General features: G+C 66.4%; 15 protein-coding genes. 5 read left to right on the forward strand and 10 right to left on the reverse strand.

Annotation, left to right across the window (positions count from 1 at the left end; all coding sequences use genetic code 11):
* Window positions 1–2: 2 nt before the first annotated feature.
* Window positions 3–1010 carry an aldo/keto reductase gene (locus tag AC1DX5_RS01270; protein ID WP_478013832.1) on the forward strand — a complete coding sequence of 336 codons (1008 nt, stop codon included), beginning with the start codon at window positions 3–5 and terminating at the stop codon, window positions 1008–1010.
* Window position 1011: 1 nt separating this feature from the next.
* Here AC1DX5_RS01270 and AC1DX5_RS01275 read toward each other — a convergent pair whose 3' ends face one another.
* The 5 genes from AC1DX5_RS01275 to AC1DX5_RS01295 form a co-directional block, all read right to left on the reverse strand.
* Entirely contained in the window at window positions 1012–1410 is a 399-nt protein-coding gene (locus AC1DX5_RS01275; RefSeq protein ID WP_465171918.1) for a VOC family protein, read from the reverse strand.
* 4 nt (window positions 1411–1414) lie between these two features.
* Entirely contained in the window at window positions 1415–2314 is a 900-nt protein-coding gene (locus tag AC1DX5_RS01280; RefSeq protein WP_478013833.1) for a shikimate dehydrogenase, read from the reverse strand.
* 87 nt (window positions 2315–2401) lie between these two features.
* The gene (locus AC1DX5_RS01285) at window positions 2402–5335 is read right to left on the reverse strand and encodes a TonB-dependent receptor domain-containing protein (protein ID WP_478013834.1); all 2934 of its coding nucleotides are present in this window, start codon (window positions 5333–5335) and stop codon (window positions 2402–2404) included.
* A 98-nt stretch (window positions 5336–5433) separates the two neighbouring features.
* Window positions 5434–6708 carry an MFS transporter gene (locus AC1DX5_RS01290; protein ID WP_478013835.1) on the reverse strand — a complete coding sequence of 425 codons (1275 nt, stop codon included), beginning with the start codon at window positions 6706–6708 and terminating at the stop codon, window positions 5434–5436.
* A gap of 8 nt (window positions 6709–6716) precedes the next feature.
* Window positions 6717–7166 carry a type II 3-dehydroquinate dehydratase gene (locus tag AC1DX5_RS01295; protein ID WP_465171914.1) on the reverse strand — a complete coding sequence of 150 codons (450 nt, stop codon included), beginning with the start codon at window positions 7164–7166 and terminating at the stop codon, window positions 6717–6719.
* A gap of 204 nt (window positions 7167–7370) precedes the next feature.
* On the opposite strand from AC1DX5_RS01295, the gene AC1DX5_RS01300 reads away from it, so the two are divergent.
* On the forward strand, window positions 7371–9254 hold the full coding sequence (locus AC1DX5_RS01300; RefSeq protein ID WP_478013836.1) for a pyrroloquinoline quinone-dependent dehydrogenase: 1884 nt from the start codon (window positions 7371–7373) through the stop codon (window positions 9252–9254).
* Complete coding sequence (locus AC1DX5_RS01305; protein WP_478013837.1) at window positions 9251–10171, forward strand: ThuA domain-containing protein; 921 nt, start codon at window positions 9251–9253, stop codon at window positions 10169–10171. The genes AC1DX5_RS01300 and AC1DX5_RS01305 overlap by 4 nt, the downstream gene beginning before the upstream one ends.
* A gap of 142 nt (window positions 10172–10313) precedes the next feature.
* Here AC1DX5_RS01305 and AC1DX5_RS01310 read toward each other — a convergent pair whose 3' ends face one another.
* The 4 genes from AC1DX5_RS01310 to AC1DX5_RS01325 form a co-directional block, all read right to left on the reverse strand.
* On the reverse strand, window positions 10314–11309 hold the full coding sequence (locus tag AC1DX5_RS01310) for an alpha/beta hydrolase fold domain-containing protein (protein WP_478013838.1): 996 nt from the start codon (window positions 11307–11309) through the stop codon (window positions 10314–10316).
* A 442-nt stretch (window positions 11310–11751) separates the two neighbouring features.
* Complete coding sequence (locus tag AC1DX5_RS01315; protein ID WP_478013839.1) at window positions 11752–12396, reverse strand: TetR/AcrR family transcriptional regulator; 645 nt, start codon at window positions 12394–12396, stop codon at window positions 11752–11754.
* Window positions 12397–12418: 22 nt separating this feature from the next.
* Window positions 12419–14284, reverse strand: coding sequence for a bifunctional sugar phosphate isomerase/epimerase/4-hydroxyphenylpyruvate dioxygenase family protein (locus AC1DX5_RS01320; protein WP_478013840.1), 1866 nt, complete (start codon window positions 14282–14284; stop codon window positions 12419–12421).
* Between the two features lie 83 nt (window positions 14285–14367).
* Window positions 14368–16026 carry a carboxylesterase/lipase family protein gene (locus AC1DX5_RS01325; RefSeq protein ID WP_478013841.1) on the reverse strand — a complete coding sequence of 553 codons (1659 nt, stop codon included), beginning with the start codon at window positions 16024–16026 and terminating at the stop codon, window positions 14368–14370.
* A 136-nt stretch (window positions 16027–16162) separates the two neighbouring features.
* Between AC1DX5_RS01325 and AC1DX5_RS01330 the strand changes: the two genes are divergently transcribed.
* The gene (locus AC1DX5_RS01330; protein WP_478013842.1) at window positions 16163–17014 is read left to right on the forward strand and encodes an N-acyl homoserine lactonase family protein; all 852 of its coding nucleotides are present in this window, start codon (window positions 16163–16165) and stop codon (window positions 17012–17014) included.
* A gap of 24 nt (window positions 17015–17038) precedes the next feature.
* Window positions 17039–17593 (forward strand): DUF3237 domain-containing protein, encoded by a 555-nt coding sequence (locus AC1DX5_RS01335; protein ID WP_478013843.1) that lies wholly within the window; start codon window positions 17039–17041, stop codon window positions 17591–17593.
* A gap of 2 nt (window positions 17594–17595) precedes the next feature.
* Here AC1DX5_RS01335 and AC1DX5_RS01340 read toward each other — a convergent pair whose 3' ends face one another.
* Window positions 17596–18747, reverse strand: coding sequence for a multidrug effflux MFS transporter (locus AC1DX5_RS01340; protein WP_478013844.1), 1152 nt, complete (start codon window positions 18745–18747; stop codon window positions 17596–17598).
* Window positions 18748–18786: the final 39 nt, after the last annotated feature.

Here is an 18786-nt window from a genome sequence, read left to right on the forward strand (position 1 = left end):
CCATGCCCCTGCCCGTCCGCCGCATCGGCCCGTTTTCCGTCTCCGCCATCGGCCTCGGCGCGATGGGGCTCAGCCACGCCTATGACGTGGCGCCCTCGGCGGAAGACGGCGCGCGCCTGCTCAACCGCGCGCTCGATCTCGGCGTCACGCTGATCGATACCGCCGCGCTCTATGGCGGCGGCCGCAACGAAACGCTGATTGCCGGTGCGATCATGCACCGCAAGGCCGAGTTCACCCTGGCGAGCAAATGCGTGCTCGACATGATCGACGGCAAGCGCACCCTCGACGGCTCGCCCGACGCGATCACCCGCTCGGTCGACCGTTCGCTCGGCCGCCTCGGCACTGACCATATCGACCTTCTCTATCTGCATCGCCCCGACCCCGATGTGCCTGTCGAGGACTCGGTCGGCGCGCTCGTCCGGCTGAAGGAAGCGGGCAAGATCGGCACGATCGGCCTGTCCGAAATGGGCGCCGAAACCATCCGCCGAGCCCAGGCGGTCCACCCGATCGCCGCGGTCCAGACCGAATATTCGCCGATCGTGCGCAACCCCGAAGTCGCGGTGCTCGACACCTGCCGCGAGCTCGGCATCGCCTTCGTCGCCTTCTCGCCGGTCGCGCGCGGCATGCTCGCCGGCGCGATCCGTGACGATCGCTACCCGGCGGGCGATATCCGCGCCCATATGCCGCGCTTCGTCGAGCCCCATCTCTCGCACAACCTCCAGGCGGTCGCTGCCTTCGACACGCTGGCGGCCGAAATCGGGCTGACCCCGGCCCAGCTCGCCCTTGCCTGGGTGCTGGCGCAGGGCGACCATATCGTGCCGATCCCGGGCACGCGCGATTCGGCGCATCTGGAAGAGGATGTGAAGGCGGCGACCGTCACGCTCGGCACCGACACGATCGCCCGGGTCGACTCGATCTTCGCGCCCGGCGCGATCCGCGGCGCCCGCTATGCCGCGCCATTGCAGGCCCAGGTCAGCACCGAGCTGCTGCCCGGCGAGGAGCTCGCCTGATTCAGTCCGCCAGCCGGACCAGCTCATGCCCGAAGGTCAGCTCGACCCGCACGCCGTTCGGGTCGTGCAGGTTGAACTGCACCAGCCCCGGCACCCGGGTCTCGATCTCGGTATGGGGAATGCCCTCGCGCTCGAGCAACGCGGCCATCGCGCCGCGATCGGGGCAGTTGAACGCGATATGGTCGAGGCAGGTGCCGCCGCCCGCGACCACGGACTCGCCCGGCCGGAACACGTTGACGTGAACGCTCGGATGGCCTGCCGCATCGGCCAGCCAGAGATTGCGCGAAGGATCGGGATTGGTCGCCGCGGTCACGCGCCGGAAACCAAGGATCTTCTCGTAAAAGGCGCAGGTCTCGTCGAGGCGGGTGGTGCGGATATTGACATGGCCGAGCGTGATCATCGCCTCAGGCCGCACGCACCGCCGGGGCACTGACGAAATCGACGAAGCTCTTCAGCATGCGCTCGCGATCGGCGGTCACCCCGGTGAAGATGTCGAACGCCGCCGCCGCCTGGAACACCACCATGCCGCTGCCGTCCAGCGTGCGGCACCCGCGCCGCCGCGCTTCGCTCAACAGCATCGTCTCGAGCGGGAAATAGACGATGTCGGCAACCCAGTGACTCGGCCGCAGCAACTCGACCGGGATCGAGGTGCCCGGATAATTCACCATGCCGATCGGCGTCGCATTGACGATACCGTCCGCGCCGGCGATCGCCGTCTCCAGGTCGGTCCCCTCGACCGCGCGCCCGTCGCCGAAATCGCGCCCCAGCTTCTCGACCAGCGCCCGGCGTCGCGCGCTGTCGACATCGAAGATCTGCAGCTGCGCCACGCCGAGATCGAGCAATGCATGCGCCGTCGCGAAGCCGGCGCCGCCGGCGCCCATCTGCACCACGGACTCGATCGCCGCATCGGGCAGGCCGTGGCGGAAGCTCTCGCCGAACCCGGTCACGTCGGTATTATGGCCGATGCGCTTGCCGTCGACGAAATGCACCGTGTTGACCGCACCGATTCGCCGCGCCCCTTCGGACAGGCCGTCGAGATAGTGCACGACTGCCTGTTTGTAGGGGTGAGTCACGTTGAGGCCGGAAACCCCGACCATTGCCGCTGCGTCGAGCAATGTCGGCAGGTCGCTCTCGTCCCACCCGCGCGCGGCGAAATCATAGAGCGAATAGACCAGCCGCAACCCCTGCGCATCGGCTTCGCGCTCGTGAAGCCAGGGCGAGCGTGATGCCAATATGTCGCGGCCAAGCAACCCCGTCAGGAAGGACCGTCGCTGTTCCGGAAAAGGGGAAGCTTCACTCGTCAAATCACACGCTCCGTACGCGCCACGCGGTCCTGGTCGAGACCACCGGCAAAAAGGGCCCGCCCACGATCGGCACGCGGGCCCCGGTCATCAGAATTTGGTCCTCAGGCCGATCGTGGCCACGCGCCCGATCGGACTGGCATTGATGTTATCGTAGCCCGCCGAGACATTGTAGAAAGGCGGGTCGCGATCGAACAGATTGGTCACGTCGACGAAGATCTGCGCTTCCTTCAGGAACACGTCCTTGATCTTGTACGACAGGTTGAGGTCGACCGTGGTGTTCGGCTTCACCCGCGCCCCGCCGCCGGTCGGGAAACCATTGGTGCGGGTGATCGGCACCTGGCTCGATCCGCTCCAGTTCCGATAGGCACCCAGATAGTTCAGATAGACATTGGCGCTGAAGCCCGCGAGCGACCAGCCGATGTTCGCGCGGCTCTCGAACTTCACTGACGGGAAGGTCGTGTTGAAGCCCGCCGTGCCGAGCACGCTGAACTTGGTGCCGTTGGTGCCGAAGAACTGGTCGAACTTGGTCTTCAGCGTACCGCTGGCGCCGAAATTGAAGTCGCCGAAGCTGGTGCTGGTCGCATAATTCACGCTGGCATCGATACCGGCCACATCGAGGTTGAGCACATTGCGCTGGCGATAATCATAGATGAAATAGGTCGTCGCGTTGAGCGCACCGGTCTGCGGCAGGCCGGCGGTCGCAGTGCCGATCTGCGCCGGCGTGGCGCCGGCCGGATAGAGCTGGAGCAGATAGGCGAGGTCGGCCGCGCCCAAAGCGAGCGAGGGGACCGGCGAGGTGATGCCGCCGCGCAGCTTGTTGTTCCAATAGGTCACGCTGACCCGCAGGCCCGGCGCGAAGGTCGGGGTCAGGTCGATACCGATGCTGAACGCCTTGCCCGTCTGCGGCTTGAGGTCGGCATTGCCGCCGGTCAGCAACAGGCCGGTCACGCCGCTCCCGATCGTGCAGGTGGTCGATCCCGCCGGACAGCCCGGCAGGCCGATCGCCCCGGGAAAGGCCGAGGTGGAGACGGTGAAGGTACCGCCCGGCACGCTGCTGCCATTGGCGCCGGCAAAGCCGGATTCGCCGGTCAGGCCGACCGCGTTGGTGCCGAAGCTGGTCAGTGCCGGGGCGACGAAGGATTCGGCCCAGTTGCCGCGGATCTTCACGCCCTCGACGATTTCCCAGTTCGCCGCGATCTTCGGATTCTTCGTCTCGCCGAAATCGCTATATTTGTCGTAGCGGCCCGACACGATGACGTCGAACTTGCGCACGCCCGGAATGCCGGTGTCCGGCCCGACCAGCGGCAACAGCACCTCGACATAAGCCGATTTCACATCGCGGTCGTAACGCAGGTTGAGCGTCGACGATCCGGTCGAGGCCGGGCCGGTCGCATTGGGCCGGGTGATGTCCTGGTCGATATGATATTTGGTATATTCGCCGCCCAGCGCGACGCGCACCGCGCCGCCCGGCAGGTCGAACAACGCCCCGTCGACCTTGGCATAGATGTTCGTCAGCGTCTGGCGCGTCGCCAGGGTCTGGTTGTTGTCGATCAGCTTGGCGAGCGTGGCGGCGGACGAGCGGTTGCCCGGGACCCGATAGGGGTCGAACGCGTTCGCCGTCGTCAGCGGTGTGTTGAGGATGATCGTCGTCGAGCCCGGGATCGACGGCGCGGTGGCGTTGCCCCCGCCATTGGTCGTGCCGTTGACCGCGAGGTTATAGGCGCTGGCGTTGAGCTGGCCCGAATTGAACTGCCGCGACGAGTCGCGCCCCGCCACGGCACCGACATTCAGGTTCCACGTATCGGTGATGCGATACACGCCGTCAGCCGCGACGTAGAAATTCTCCGCGCCCGAATCGATATAGGCGCCCGGGCCGAACAGGGCGTCGGCGTCGAAATTGACCGTCTCGGAGGTCGCGACGACGCCGGTCGGCAGCGTGAAGAACGGATTGATCTGCGCGGCATTGGCCGAACCCGGCCCGAAGATCGTGGCGCTGGCCGATCCACGCGCGACCGTCTGATGGTTCTTGCGGTTCGAATAGACGACGTCGACCGTGCCGGTGAACTTGTCGCCGATCTCCTGGCGGATCGTCGCGATCACGCTGTGGCGCTTCTCCGACGGGATCAGGTCGGTCAGGCCGGTGAAGTCGCACACGCCGTTGGCCGCCGCATTGTTGGGCAGGCCGGCGGCGGTATAGGGTGAATAATAGATCAGGCCGTTGGCGGTCACCGTCGCGGGCGAGCAGCCATAGCCGGCGAAGTTGGTGCCGCCCTGCGGCCGGTGATCCGCCTTGGTGAAGGCACGGTCGCCCGCCAGCAGGTTCGACCGGTCGGAATAATTGTAGGAGACCAGCGCGGAGCCGCTATCCCATTTGGTGCCCGCGAGGATACCGGCGTTGAAGGTGCGATATTCGTCGCCGAAGCCGGCCTGGGCCGTCGCCTCGATGCCGCTATAGCTGCGGCGGGTGATGAAGTTGATGACGCCCGCGACCGCATCCGAGCCATAGACCGAGGACGCACCGTCGGCGAGCACCTCGACGCGCTCGACCGCCAGCGGCGCGATGATGTTGGGATCGCCCAGCGCATGGTTCAGGCCGGTCAGCGGGAAACGATGGCCGTTGATCAGCACCAGGGTGCTGTTCGAGGCGGAGGCGCCCAGGCCGTGGATCGTCGGGGCGTTGGTGCCGGCGCCGTCGAAGCTGCCATAGGCGCCCTGCCCGGCGCTCTGCGATCCGACGACCGAGGGCACCGTCTTGAGCAGCTGCTGCGCGGTCTGCGGCGCGATGTCCTCGATCTGCTCGCGCCCGACCGTGACGAGATTGGAGCCGACCGGCGCGACGCCGCGCAGGCTCGATCCGGTGACGATGATGTCCTCGATGCGCTCGCCATTGTCATCCTCGACCTGAGTCGCCTCGGCCGGCGACGGTGTCGCCGGCACGGCCTGGCCGAAGGCGGATTGAGCAGTTGCGAGCATCAGGAATGGAATGGCGGAAACACTCAATGTCAGACGTGCGCTCTTCATGGCATCTTCCCCTTTTTATATGTCGTGCTTTTTGCACTAACTGTTTCGTTACTTAATGAACGGACTGGTACATGTCAAAACATTCGAACCGGATCGACTCAATCGATCGAGACGCGCTCGACCGGTCCCAGAATGACGATATAGGCGGCCGCGCCGACCAGCCCGAGCGCGCCGATATAGACCAGCGCACCGTAGAAACTGCCGGTCCCGCCGACCACGAAACCGACTACCAAAGGCGTCACGATCCCGGCCAGATTGGCGCAAAGATTGAACAGCCCGCCGGTCAGCCCGATCATCGGCTTGGGCGCGACGTCGGACAGCAGGGTCCAGCCCAGCCCCGCCATGCCCTGGCCGAAAAAGGCGATCGACATGATCACGATGACGAAGGCATTCGAGTCGACGAAATTGGCGGTGACCATCGTCGCGCAGAGCAGCAGCCCGGCGACGATCGGCAGCTTGCGGCCGATGCTCGGCGAACCGGTGCGGCGGATCAGCCAGTCGGAGACGACCCCGCCCAGCATCACCCCGACCGAGGCCGCGATATAGGGCAGGGACACGGCGAAGCCGGTCTTGATGAAGTCCATGCCGCGTTCCTCGGCGAGATAGCTCGGGAACCAGGTGAGGAAAAAGACCAGGGTCGAATTGCTGCAGAACTGGCCGATCGACGCGCCCAATATCTGGCGCTTGCGCATCAGCTTGCCGACATTGGCCCAGGTGAAGGGGATCGCGGCGCCCGCCGCGGCCAGCCCGCCGCCGGCGGCGATCAAATCCAGCTCGGCCTGATTGACTCGCACGCTATGCTCGGGGTCGCGGTAGAGCCGGTACCAGACCAGGGCAAAGACGATGCCCAGGGCGCCGACGATGAAGAACAGCGAGCGCCAGCCCCAGGTCGCGACGATCCAGGCGAGCACCGGGATGAGCAGCCCGAGACCGATATATTCGCCGACGGTATAGACGCCGGTCGCTCGGGCGCGCTCCGATTGGGGGAACCAGGTGCTGAGGATTCGGCTGTTGGCCGGGAAGCACGGCGCCTCGGCAATGCCCAACGCCATACGCGCCGTCACCAGCCCCATGACGCTGGTCATGAAGCCATGGACCAGGGTCGCCAGCGACCACAGGCCGAGCGAAAAGGCATAGGTGACGCGCGTGCCGAGCTTGTCGAGCACGATACCGCCCGGGATCTGGGCAATGGCATAGGTCCAGGAAAAGGCCGAGAAGATCAGGCCCATCACTTCGGGCGAGATATGCAGATCCTTGACCAGCTCGGGCTTGGCCACGCCCATCGCCGAGCGGTCGAGATAATTGATCGCGGTGGCGATCGTGATCAGCACCAGCACGCCCATACGCGCGCGGGTCGCACGGGGCGCACCCATCGCGCCGCTCATTGCTCGCGGCTCCGCAGCCAGGCGATATGCCGGATGGCCAGCGGATAGCCGTTGACGCCGAGCCCCGAGATGATCCCGGTCACGACCTGAGTCATGATCGATTTCGACCGCCACTCGGCCTCGCGTCGGTGGATGTTGCTGATATGCACTTCGACGATCGGGCAGTCGCACAGCTTCAGTGCATCGAGCACCGGATAGGCGGCATACGTGAACGCCGCGGGATTGATCACCAGCCCGGCCGACCCCTTGCGTGCGGCCTGGATCCACTCGACCATCTCATGCTCGGCATGAGTCTGGCGGAACACCAGGTCGAAACCCGCCGCATCCGCCTCGACGCGACACATCGCCTCGACATCGGCCAGCGTGTCATGGCCGTAGATATGCGGCTCGCGCTCGCCCAGCAGGTTGAGATTCGGTCCGTTCAGGACATGGACTGCGCGTGCCAATCATTCTCTCCCGGGCATGCCGATGTCCGCCATGCGGCATCGATTTCGTCCCCGATACCGAAAGCGTCTTGCGTTGAAAAGGGAAATGTACGAACCAGTTCATATATAAGCGCCCAGCCAGAAAGTGACCGGCGCGGAGCAAGGGGTTGGATGATGAGGCTAGGTGCTGCGGCGCTCCTGTGTTCGGTGCTTTCGTCGGCGGCCATGGCGGCCACGGATGGCGACTGGGCCACCTATGGCCATGACAAGGGCGGCCAGCGCTTCTCCCCGCTGACCGAGATCACCCCGGCCAATGTGAAGGACCTCGCGCCCGCCTGGGTCTATCATATGAAACCTGCGGCCGACCCGTCGCTCACGCCGGAAGCGGCCGATGCGGCACAGCGCGCGGCCGAGGCAGTCGGCCCGCCACGGGCGCAACGCTCGCGCTTCGCCGGATCGCAGGTCACGCCGCTCGTGATCGGCGGGCGCATGTACATCACCACCCCTTATGGCCGCATCGTCGCGCTCGATCCGGCGACCGGCAAGGAGATCTGGGTCTCGCTGCTCGACCGCGGCCAGCCTTCGGTCCGGGGCCTCGACTATTGGCCGGGCGACACGGCCACGGCGGCGCGCCTGTTCTTCGGCACGCGCGACGGGCGGCTGCTCGCGCTTGACGCCGCGACGGGCAAACCGTCCGCCGGCTTCGGCACCAACGGCGCGGTCGAGATGAAGACGCCCGAGATCATCGGCACCGGCAATGCCCGCTTCTACGGCATGACCTCGCCGCCGCTCGTCTATGGCGACCTGATCATCACCGGCGCCGCCGTGCAGGAATTCCCCGCGATCGGCGCGGCGGGTGACGTCCGCGCCTGGGATGCGCGCAGCGGCAGGCTGGTCTGGACCTTCCATTCAGTGCCGCGCAAGGGCGAGCCCGGCTATGCGACATGGGCGCCCGGCAGCGCCGAGGGCCGCTCGGGCGTCAACGCCTGGGGTTTCCTCACCGTCGATGAGGCGCGCGGCATCGTCTATATGCCGTTCGGCGCCCCCGCCTTCGATCGCTATGGCGGCGACCGCAAGGGCGACAATCTCTACGGCACGTCGCTCGTCGCGGCGGACGCGAAGACGGGCAGATATCTCTGGCATTTCCAGGTCGTGCATCACGACATCTGGGACAATGATCTCCAGGCGCCGCCCTTGCTGTTCGACGCCAAGGTCGGCGGCAAGACGGTTCCGGCGGTCGCCATCACCTCGAAGAACGGCCTGCTCTTCATCCTCGACCGGGCGACCGGCAAGCCGATCCTGCCGGTCAGGGAGAAGCCTTTCCCGGCAAGCGACGTGCCCGGCGAGGCCGCCTCGCCGACTCAACCGATCCCGACCGCGACGCCCCCGCTCGCCCGCACCAGCTTCACCATGGCCGATGTCGCCGACGTGACGCCCGAGCTGAAAAGCTGGTGCGCGAACTGGATCACCAGCAACAGGATGGTGTCCGGCGGGCTCTATGTGCCGGTGCGCCTCGAACAACCGACGATCAGCTTCCCCGGCCTGCAGGGCGGCGGCAACTGGAGCGGCAGTGCCTATGATCCGCGCTCCGGCCTGCTCTTCACCAACACCAGCGACCTCGGCCAGGTCACCTCGCTCGTCCCGTCGAAAGGGCCGCTGCCCTATGAACGTGGCACCTTGAGCGCCCGCTTCCAGCAACCCGACACGAAGATGATGTGCCAGAAGACGCCCTGGGGCCGGCTGAGCGCGGTCGACACCAGGACCGGCAGGATCGCCTGGCAGGTGCCGCTCGGCATCACCGACAGCCTGCCCGAGGACAAGCAGCGCACCGGCCGTCCCAATATCGGCGGCGCGATCGCCACGGCCTCCGGCCTCGTGTTCATCGGCGCGAGCGACGATGCCCGCTTCCGCGCTTTCGACTCCGCCACCGGCAAGGAGCTCTGGACGGTGAAGCTCGACGCCGCCGCGCACGCCACCCCGGTCAGCTATCTCGCCGGCGGCCGCCAGTTCGTCGCGGTCTCCGCCACTGGCGGCAGCTTCCTCGACAGCCCGCTCACCGGCGATACCATCACTGCCTTCGCCCTGCCGCCCAAGGGAACCGCCCAATGAAGATCCACCTCCGCACTGCCCTCTCGATCGCCGCGCTCGCCTTGGCCGCCACCTCTTCCGCGCAGGTCACGCCCCCGCCCGCCGACCGGCGTCCGCCGCCGGGCTACGAGGATGCCTATGCCGGCAAGAAGCGCCTGCTGGTCATCGCCGACATCTCGACCGGCAACCAGACCGCGCACAGCGCGCTGTCGCATGCCGCCTCGGTGATCGAGCAGATCGGGCGCGAGTCCGGCGCGTACGTCACCTTCATCCGCACCGACACCGACCTGATCACCAAGGGGGAGGTCTGGGGCAAGTTCGATTATGCCAAGGGCGGCAAGAAACAATCGCGCGGCCGCAACCTCGATTATTACGACGCCGTGCTGTTCTACACCAATGGCGAAACCAGCATGTCGCCGCAGCAGAAGCAGGACCTGCTCGATTTCATCGCGAAGGACGGCAAGGGTTTCATCGGCGTCCACACCGCCACCGCGACCGGCTATACCTGGCCCGAATATGGCGAGATGATCGGCGCCTATTTCGACAATCACCCCTGGATGATCACGGATGCGAAGATCATCGTCGAGCGCCCCGGCTTCCCCGCGATGAAAGCGTTCAAAACCGGCATGATGGTCAAGGACGAACATTATGAGATGACCGCGACGCCCTATGCGCGCGACAAGCTCGACGTGCTCGCGCGGATCGACCCGGCCAGCGTCGACCTGACCAACCCCAATGTCCACCGTACCGACAAGGACTTTCCGCTCGCCTGGATCAAATCTTACGGCAAGGGCCGCGTCTTTTATTCCGACCTCGGCCACACCGACGCCAGCTGGGACGATCCCCGGGTGCGGACCATGTATCTCGAGGGGATCAGATGGGCGCTGGGCGGCGGGACGGACCAGCCGAAACCGCATCCGATGGTCGCGGGGAAATAGCGGAGGCCTATCCACCCACTCCCGTCACCCCGGACTTGTTCCGGGGTCCATGCCTCCGCAAACGCAGCGCCCGATTATTGCCGCTGCACCCAGCCGCAGAATGGATGCCGGAACAAGTCCGGCATGACGCAAGAGGAGGGGCTCACCGCCCCTTCAACTGCACCCCGAAAAAATCGAACGTCGCATTCACCGCCCTGAGCGTCGCGACCCGCGTCTCGACCGGCGTCTTGCCGATGAAACTATGGTCGATCCCCGGCATCAATATCTCGTCGACCTTCACCCCCGCCGCATTCATCTTCGCGAACGCCTCCTTCGACTGCGTCACCGAAACGGTATGATCGTCCTCGCCATGGATCAGCAAAAACGGTGGATCGCTCGGGTCGAGATAGGTCAGCGGGCTCACCGCCCTGATCCGGTCGACCGGGCACGACGCCGCATCGGCACATCCGATCAGCGCGATCGGTGACCCTTCCGCCCGCGCCACGATCGGCGCGAAGTCGAACACCCCGTACCAGATCGCCGCCGCCTGCACGCATTCCGACCCCGCCGGCTGCGGCTTGGCATCGAGCCCCGGCGCCCCGCAGGACAGGGCAGCAAGCGCCGCGAGATGCCCGCCCGCCGACGCGCCCCAGATACCCACCCGGCCCGGATCGATCCCGTATTTCCCGGCATTGCCCTTCAGAAAGCGGATCGCCGCGCGCACATCGTCGAGCTGTGCCGGAAACCGCGCTTCGCCCGACAGCCGATATTCGACCGAGGCGACCACGAACCCCTCCGCCGCCAGCGACGCCAGCGCCTTGGGGAAATCGGCCAGCGCCCCGCCGGCGCGGGTATGCCCGCCGACCCAGCCGCCGCCATGGACATAGATCACCAGCGGCTTCGGCGCTGCCGCCTTGCCGTTGGGCGGCATATAGATGTCGAGGATCATCGGGCGATATCCCGGGATCACGGAGTAGACGACGTCCGCCAGACTGGTCACGCCGCCCAAAAAAGCCGTCACGCGATCGGGATAGGGATCGGCCGATGGCGGCCGCTCCGCCGTCGGAAACACCCGCTGCCCCGGCGCCGCGGCACCTGCGGACCCCGCCAGTGCCAGCGCCAGACACACGCCCGCGATGCGCCCCGTCGAGCCGATCATCCACCCCTCCATCTTTTATCTAACTATTTAGTACATAACCGGAGAGAGGGTCCACCGCAAGCGTGCTGCGGCTTGATACGAGGCCTGCTATTATGAGGTTCGCTCGATCACATACTGCTCCCCGGCGAAGGCCGGGGCCCAGTCGGGGGACGCCCATGACTCGCGTCGCACACCCCAATATCAGCCTTCCCACCTGGGCCCCGGCCTTCGCCGGGGAGCGGCCATGCTGTAGATGGGGCGATAAGGCCGCCGAGTTTCGACAGCAGGAACATTGTACAACTTCTCGTACAACGTTCCGCAAAAACGTCAGTGACCCTCATGACATTTTGCGGGCGACGGCCGCGCTCGATTCAACCGCGCCGCACCTCGCGCTATCCGCCAACCGCCACGGGAAACCGCCGCATCTTTCTCATCGCCGGCTAAATAGGATCAACGCCGCGCCTCAGCGCCGGACATAAGCCAGGATCGCTTCGACCACCTGCTCGCGCCGCTTGGTGCGCGTCTTGGCCACCGAGGTGTCGATGCCGAAGATCGCGCGCAGCGTGTAGCGGTTGGAGACATTGTAGAAGCACAGCGCACTGATCGTCATGTGCAGCCCGAGCGGATCGACGCCCTCGCGGAACACCCCCTCCGCAACGCCGCGATCCAGCATCCGCTTCATCGCGTTCAGCACGCTGCGGTTGCGGTTCTTGATCCCTTCGACGCCCTCGATATGCGCGCCGTGCAGGATGTTCTCGTTCATCACCAGCCGCACGAAATCGGGGTGCGCCATGTGATAGTCGAACGTGTGCACGACCATTTCGCGCAGCGCGTCCTCGGCCGACATCGCGTCGAAATTCTGCGCCTCTTCGCGCTCGCGGATACCGCCATAGGATTGTTCGAGAACGGCCTGGTACAGGCCCTCCTTCCCGCCGAAATAATAATAGATCATCCGCTTCGACGAATTGGTCTTCTCGGCGATCTCGTCGATCCGCGCGCCGGCAAAGCCCTTGTCGGAGAATTCGCGGGTCGCGACGTCGATGATGTTGGCGCGGGTGTTCTCGGCCAATGCGGCGCGGAGGCTGGCCTTGGATTGCTGGACGGTCACGCTTCCCCCGCTGGTAAATCGATCAATACGCGACCTCGGCCTTGAAGCGGGATTGCGCCGCGAGGCGGATACCGGCGTTGGCCGCGCCATATCCTCCATAGCCGCGCCGTTCGACGATTTCAAAGAAGACGCGCTTTTCGAAGGCGCGGCTGTAGAACTGGAAATATTCGGCCTCCCCGTCGCGGTCGTACAGGATGCCGAGCGATGCCATCCGGTCGATCAGATCGGCGCCCAGCCCGAAGCGCGCGTCGAGATCGTCATAATAGTTGCGCGAGATCTCGAGCATCTCCAGCCCGTTCGCCCGCGCCCGTTCCGCCGCGGCGAACACGTCCGGGCAGGAAAAGGCGATATGCTGCACCCCCGCGCCCATATATTTGGTCAGGAAGCGCGAGGAGAGGGTCTGCTGCGCGACCGAGCTGTTGAGCGTGATGCGCAAGGACTTGTCGCGCGACTCCACCGCCTGGCTCTGCACCAGCCCGAGCGGATCGGGAATCTGCAGCTGCACCGTCTTGGTCACGTCGAACAGGGTGACGTAATAGAGGATCCAGCTCAGGAACTCCTCATAAAAGGTCGTCTGGGCGATATGGTCGATCGTCTCCAGCCCGATGCCCGCCCTGGCACTGTCCAGCGCCTCGAACTCGGTCGCCCAGACATCCTCCTCGCTGCCCTGCTCGATGAAATAGATCAGGCTGCCGCCGACGCCGCGCACCGAGGGGATCTGCATCTCGCCCGGCCCGACCGACTGTTCGAAGCGCGGGATCGACAATACCTCCGCCCGGGCCAGCGCCGCGGGTACATCGGGCACGCTCAGCCCGATCGCGCAGACCGACGCGCCGTGGACCATGTCGAAGCTGTGCGCGAACCCCTCCTGCTCGCGGTTGATGACGATGTTGATCGCACCCTGCCCCCAGCGCTCGACGGCCTTGCGGCGATGCCTGCCGACACAGGCGAACCCCAATGCGGTCAGGGTCCCGCGCAGCATCGCCGCTTCGGCCTCGTCAGCCGCGAACTCGATAAAGCTGACCCGGGTCGGCGACACGCGCGGTGGCATGGTCGGCGCGACGGGGGTCCGCGGCCGCCGGCCTACCTCGTCCTCCAGCGCGATCAGCGAGCGATAGCCGTCGAGCGCCACGACATGCGCCGACCCCGATCGGAACCGGTCGTTGAAGATCTCCAGCGACCAATAGCCCTGATAGCCGATCCGTAACAGCTCGGCGGCATATTCGCCGATCGGGAAGTCGCCCTGCCCGGGCATGTTGCGCAGGTGCCGCGCCCAGGACAGATAATCCATCTCGACGAACGGCGCGTCGGCGACCTGGACGATGAACAGCTTCGCCGGGTCGATATCGCCGATGCTCGACGAGGGGATGCGCCGGGCGAGCGAATGGAAGCTGTCGAGGATCAGCCCGAGCGCCGGATGGTTCACATCGCGCACCACGCTCCACGCGTCGCGGTGGTCGTTGACATGCCGCCCCCAGGCCAGCGCCTCATAGCCCACCCGCAACTGCCGCGCCGCCGCCCGCTCGGCCAGTTCGGCGAAGTCGTCGAGGATGCGGTCGCGGTCGGGCAGCGAGAGCGGCGAGCAGTTGGAGCAGACCAGGATCAGGTCGGTGCCCAGTTCGTGCATCAGGTCGAACTTGCGCTCGGCCCTGTCGAAAGTGCGGTCGCGCAATTCTGTCGGCATGCCCTCGAAATCGCGGAACGGCTGGAACAGCGTACAGGCCAGCCCGAGGTCGCGCAGCATCGCCCCGATCTCGCGCGGCGACGAGGCCGCGGCGAGCAGGTCGTTCTCGAAGATCTCGACCCCGTCATAGCCGGCATCGGCAATCGCGCGCAGCTTGTCCTCGAGCGTACCGCTGATCGAGACCGTGGCAATCGAGGTAAGCAAAGGGCGGCTCCGATGTTGTGTACTAACTGGTTACCACCAATGCGGGCCGGGTGTCGATAGCGCCGCCATCGACACCCTAGGCATCAGTCGCGCGGCGAGCCGGAACGCGGCGGCGCGGGCTGAGTCGCGACATTATGCGCCATCAGCCAGTCCTGCCGTTTGGGATCGAGCTTCACCAGCGACACCTGGTCGCCGAACATGATCTTGCGCTCGTCGCCCGGCTTCCAGGCCGGCCAGGGCATCGCCGGCGTGCTCGGGTTGCCGGTCGCGGCAAAGGCGATCAGCGCGCCCATCATCTGCTGCGACAGGGTGCGGTCCCATGCCGTCCAGTTCCGCGTCGGCCGCTGCCAATTGTATTTGTCCTGCGTGCCGAACCAGTAAGGGATGTCGGCGGTGTGATAGGCGCCGACCGTGGCGGTGTCCTGATCGGCAATGCGCACGCCCGGCACATAAGGATGAACGCGCGTATATTCGTCGATATAAGCCGGCTGCCCCACCGCGGCCTGCGCCCTCGCGCAGAAGCGCGCGCTGGATTGCAGTCCCGCCTCGGTCGCCGCGACCCGGGCCACGCCCGGCACTTCGGCATCGGTCTTCACCGGGTAGAATTTCAGGAAGGCATCGGCATCCGCCCCATAAAGCTTGCGCGCGCCTTCCTGGAATTCGGCGATCGTCTTTGCCGACAGGATCGGCTCCAGCCCGAAGCTCAGATCATTGGCATTATAGCTCGCGATGATCGGCACCTGGTTGAAATTGCCCGCCGCCAGCATCGTCGCCTTGGGCGCGGGCAGCACATAGCCGTCGACGATCGGCCCGCCGACCCGCACGCCCTCGACGCGCACGCCGAGTTGGTTCTCCGACTGAGTCGCCAGGATGCGGTCGGCCGGGATCTGGCGTAAAGCGTCGACGCTCGTGACCTTGAGCCGCTCCTGCAATTGCAGCCCGACCTTCTCGGCATCGGCGAGCGACGGGCCGTCGCCGCGGAAATTGCACCCGCTCGACATCACCGCCGCGCGGAACAGCCCCTTGGCCTGCGGGCTGAAGATCTGCGCGATGACGGAGCCGGCACCGGCGGACTGGCCCATGATCAGCACCTTGTCCGGATCGCCGCCGAACCGGGCGACATTGTCGCGGATCCAGCGCAGCGCCAGCGTCTGGTCCATGATGCCATAATTGCCCGAATGCCCGCCCTGCTCGCGCGTCAGTTCGGGGTGCGCGAGGAAGCCGAACGCGCCGACGCGGTAGTTGAAGTTGATGAACACCGCCCCGGCCCTGGCCATCGCCTCGCCGTCATAATTGGCCATGCCCGACGATCCGATGGTGAAGCCGCCGCCATAGAGGAACACGATTACCGGCAGTTTCGACGCCGGCGTCGCCTGGGCCGGCGTCCACAGGTTCATGTAGAGGCAGTCCTCGGACGAAGGCTCCTCCCCGAAATAATGGTTGATGTCGTGCGGGCGCAGCACCTGGATGCATTCGGGGCCCTTGCGGTCGGCATTCCACACGCCCTTCCAGGTCGCGGGCTGCGGCGGCGCCCAGCGCAGCGGCCCGACCGGCGGCGCGGCAAAGGGAATGCCGAGATAGGCACGGACACCCGAATCGAGCTGCGTGCCGGCGATGCGCCCGCTCGCCGTGACAACCGGATCGCTCGCAATCGGCGTCATCGAGCGGTCGACCGGCGCCATCCCCATCAGCGCCGACGCGCCCAGCAGCATGCCCAGAATCCTGTGTTTCGACCCGATCATCCATCCATCTCCCACTGAGCGCCTGTCGCGCCTGCTTGTTTATATGTACTAGTTCGTTACATAGCTGGCGGTCGCCGGCTTTGCAAACGGGATGTTCGAGATCCTGAGACTGCACGACGAGAGGATGAGGGCGGGAATGACGATCGGACGCACGAGCTTCTGGCTGACGATCGGCGGGCCGCTGGCCCTGCTCGCACCCGCCCCCGCGCCCGCCCAGCCGAAGGCCGAGCTGCTGCTGTGGCGGCTCGATTGCGGCTCGGTCGACGTACCCGATCTCGACTTCCTGTCGGACAGTTTCGCCTTTTCCGGCATGTCGAAGACAGTGTCGGTCAGCTGCTATCTGATCCGCGACGGCGACCGCTATCTGCTGTGGGACACCGGCCTGCCCTTGTCCCGGCTCGGTGCGGGACAGACCAGCGTCGGCGGCGGCCGCGCGCGGCTCGCCCGCTCGATCACTGACCAGTTGCGCGACATCGGCGTGCGCCCCGACCAGATCGGCCTCGTCGCGCTGAGCCATTACCATGCGGACCATGCCGGCCAGGTGGCGAGCTTCCCCAAGGCGACCTTGCTGATCGGTGCCGAGGACATGACCGTGGTGCGCGGCACGGGCAAGACCTTCAATCTCGACCGCGACCAGTTTGGGCCCTGGACCGGGGGCAGCGCGCCGATCGACCAGGTCTCGGGCGATCGCGACCTGTTCGGCGACGGACGGGTGATGATGCTGGCGACGCCCGGGCACACGCCCGGCCATCATTCGCTGCTGGTGCGCCTCGCCGGCGGCCCGGTCATCCTGACCGGCGACCTGTGGCATTTCGCCGAGCAAAAGGCCGCCAATGGCGTGCCGAAGATCAACACCGGCCGCGCGGATACCCTCGCCTCGATGGATCGCATAAACCGGGTGGCCGAGGTGCTGCATGCCCGTATCATCATCGGCCACGAGCCAGCGGATATCGGCCTGTTGCCGGCTTTTCCGCAGTCCGCCCGCTAACGGTATCCTCCCCGGAGCAACGCCATGACTGAAGCCCCGATCCTCACCCGCCGACAGGCAGCGCTTGGTGCCGTGCTGGCGGCGGCGCTGCCGCGATCCGCGTTTGCCGCGGCCGATAAGACCCCGGCAGCGCCGACGCTCGAATTCGTCTTCGAGGCCGTGATCCTGCTCGCGCCGCCGGTCGAGCTGGGCGTGGTCGACGGCTCCCGGCGGCGGCTGGTGCCGATCACCGGCGGCACGGTCAACGGCCCCCGGCTCAACGGCACGGTGTTGCCCGGCGGCGGCGACTGGCAGGCGATCGGCAAGGACCGTACCGTCATCCATGCGAAATACACGCTGGAGGCATCGGACGGCACGCGCATCGCCATCGACAACCCGGGCGTCAGGGTCGCCGCGCCCGACATCATCACCCGGCTGACCGCCGGCGAGGATCTCGACCCGGCGCTCTATTATTTCCGGACCACGCCGGTCTTCGAAGTCCAGGCCGGGCCGCATGACTGGATGACCCGCAGCGTCTTCGTCGGACAGGGCATCCGTCATCCGAGCAACGTCGTCATGCGCGTCTTCCGCGTCACGTGACGCTAGGCTGAGGCGTCAGGCCCGGCCGAAAACGCAATCGTCAGGATCATGGTCAGCAGCGCCAGCAGCGCGATCGCCACGGCGACCGGCAACGGGCTGTGCGGCGCGAGCGCGGCGACCAGCGAACTGACCGCGGCGTTGCCCAGCATCTGCAGCGCGCCAAAGGCGCTGACCGCAGTGCCGACCCGGTCGGGACTCCCGGCCAGCGCGGCGACGAACGCGTTGGGCACGACCAGCCCGCCGCCGAACGAGAAGACCGCCATCGGCACGATCATCGCGACGATCTCATGCCGCCCGAGCGCCGCGCCGACCAGGAATCCGATCGCTCCGGCCGCGGCGAGCGACGCTCCCAGCCGCATCAGGCTGCGCGAACCAAGGCGCCCCGCCAGCCGGTTCACCGACAGCGCGCCCGCCCCCGCGCCAAGCGCAACGGCGCCGTAATAGATGCCGAGCCCGTGCGGATCGGCCCCGTAGAAATCGACCAGCAGGAAGGGCGACGCACCAAGAAAGACATAGAGCCCGGCAGTGAACGAGGTGCCGAGCAGCAAATTGCGCAGGAAGACCCTGTTCGTCAGCACCTGCGCCCAGTTCGTCAACAGGCTCGTCCCGCCGGCGGGACGCGGAACGAAGGTCTCGGGCAGCCAGCGCATCGCGGCGATCCCGCACGCCAGACCGAGCAAGGTCAGCACCGCGAAGATCGCGCGCCATCCGCCGCTATCGGCCAGGACGCTGCCGAGCAGCGGCGCAATCATCGGCGACAGCATGACGATCGCGGTGAGCAGCGCCATGTCGCGCGCGCCGCGCCCCTCCGCCGTATCGCCGGTCATCGCGCGCCCGACGACCAGCCCCGCCGATGCGCCGAGCGCCTGGATCAGCCGCCCGGCGAGCAGCAGCCACACCGATCCCGCGGCCCAGCAGATCGCCGAGCCGAGCACGAAGATCGCGATCCCGCCGAGCAGCACCGGCCGGCGTCCGACATGATCGGCCAGCGGTCCGCTGACGATCTGGCCGGTACCCACGCCGACCAGATACAGCGTCAGGGTGAGCTGCATGACCGAGGGCGAGGCCTGCAGCATGACCGCAGCAATCGGCATGGCCGGCACGAACATATGGATCGCGAGCGAGCCGAGCGCGGTAATCGCGCCGAGCAGCATGACCTGCCGGTGCGGCGATGCTGAAGTCGCTGGTGGCAA

This window comes from Sphingomonas sp. P2_B6 (assembly GCF_056404755.1).

What these genes read in the sequence shown, in the direction of transcription:
- AC1DX5_RS01335 (WP_478013843.1), top strand. Translation starts at nt 17,039, where the DNA reads ATGACTGAAGCCCCGATCCTCACCCGCCGACAGGCAGCGCTTGGTGCC.
- AC1DX5_RS01290 (WP_478013835.1), bottom strand. Translation starts at nt 6,708, where the DNA reads ATGGGTGCGCCCCGTGCGACCCGCGCGCGTATGGGCGTGCTGGTGCTG.
- AC1DX5_RS01310 (WP_478013838.1), bottom strand. Translation starts at nt 11,309, where the DNA reads ATGATCGGCTCGACGGGGCGCATCGCGGGCGTGTGTCTGGCGCTGGCA.
- AC1DX5_RS01325 (WP_478013841.1), bottom strand. Translation starts at nt 16,026, where the DNA reads ATGATCGGGTCGAAACACAGGATTCTGGGCATGCTGCTGGGCGCGTCG.
- AC1DX5_RS01300 (WP_478013836.1), top strand. Translation starts at nt 7,371, where the DNA reads ATGGCGGCCACGGATGGCGACTGGGCCACCTATGGCCATGACAAGGGC.
- AC1DX5_RS01330 (WP_478013842.1), top strand. Translation starts at nt 16,163, where the DNA reads ATGACGATCGGACGCACGAGCTTCTGGCTGACGATCGGCGGGCCGCTG.
- AC1DX5_RS01275 (WP_465171918.1), bottom strand. Translation starts at nt 1,410, where the DNA reads ATGATCACGCTCGGCCATGTCAATATCCGCACCACCCGCCTCGACGAG.
- AC1DX5_RS01340 (WP_478013844.1), bottom strand. Translation starts at nt 18,747, where the DNA reads ATGCTGCTCGGCGCGATTACCGCGCTCGGCTCGCTCGCGATCCATATG.
- AC1DX5_RS01305 (WP_478013837.1), top strand. Translation starts at nt 9,251, where the DNA reads ATGAAGATCCACCTCCGCACTGCCCTCTCGATCGCCGCGCTCGCCTTG.
- AC1DX5_RS01285 (WP_478013834.1), bottom strand. Translation starts at nt 5,335, where the DNA reads ATGAAGAGCGCACGTCTGACATTGAGTGTTTCCGCCATTCCATTCCTG.
- AC1DX5_RS01270 (WP_478013832.1), top strand. Translation starts at nt 3, where the DNA reads ATGCCCCTGCCCGTCCGCCGCATCGGCCCGTTTTCCGTCTCCGCCATC.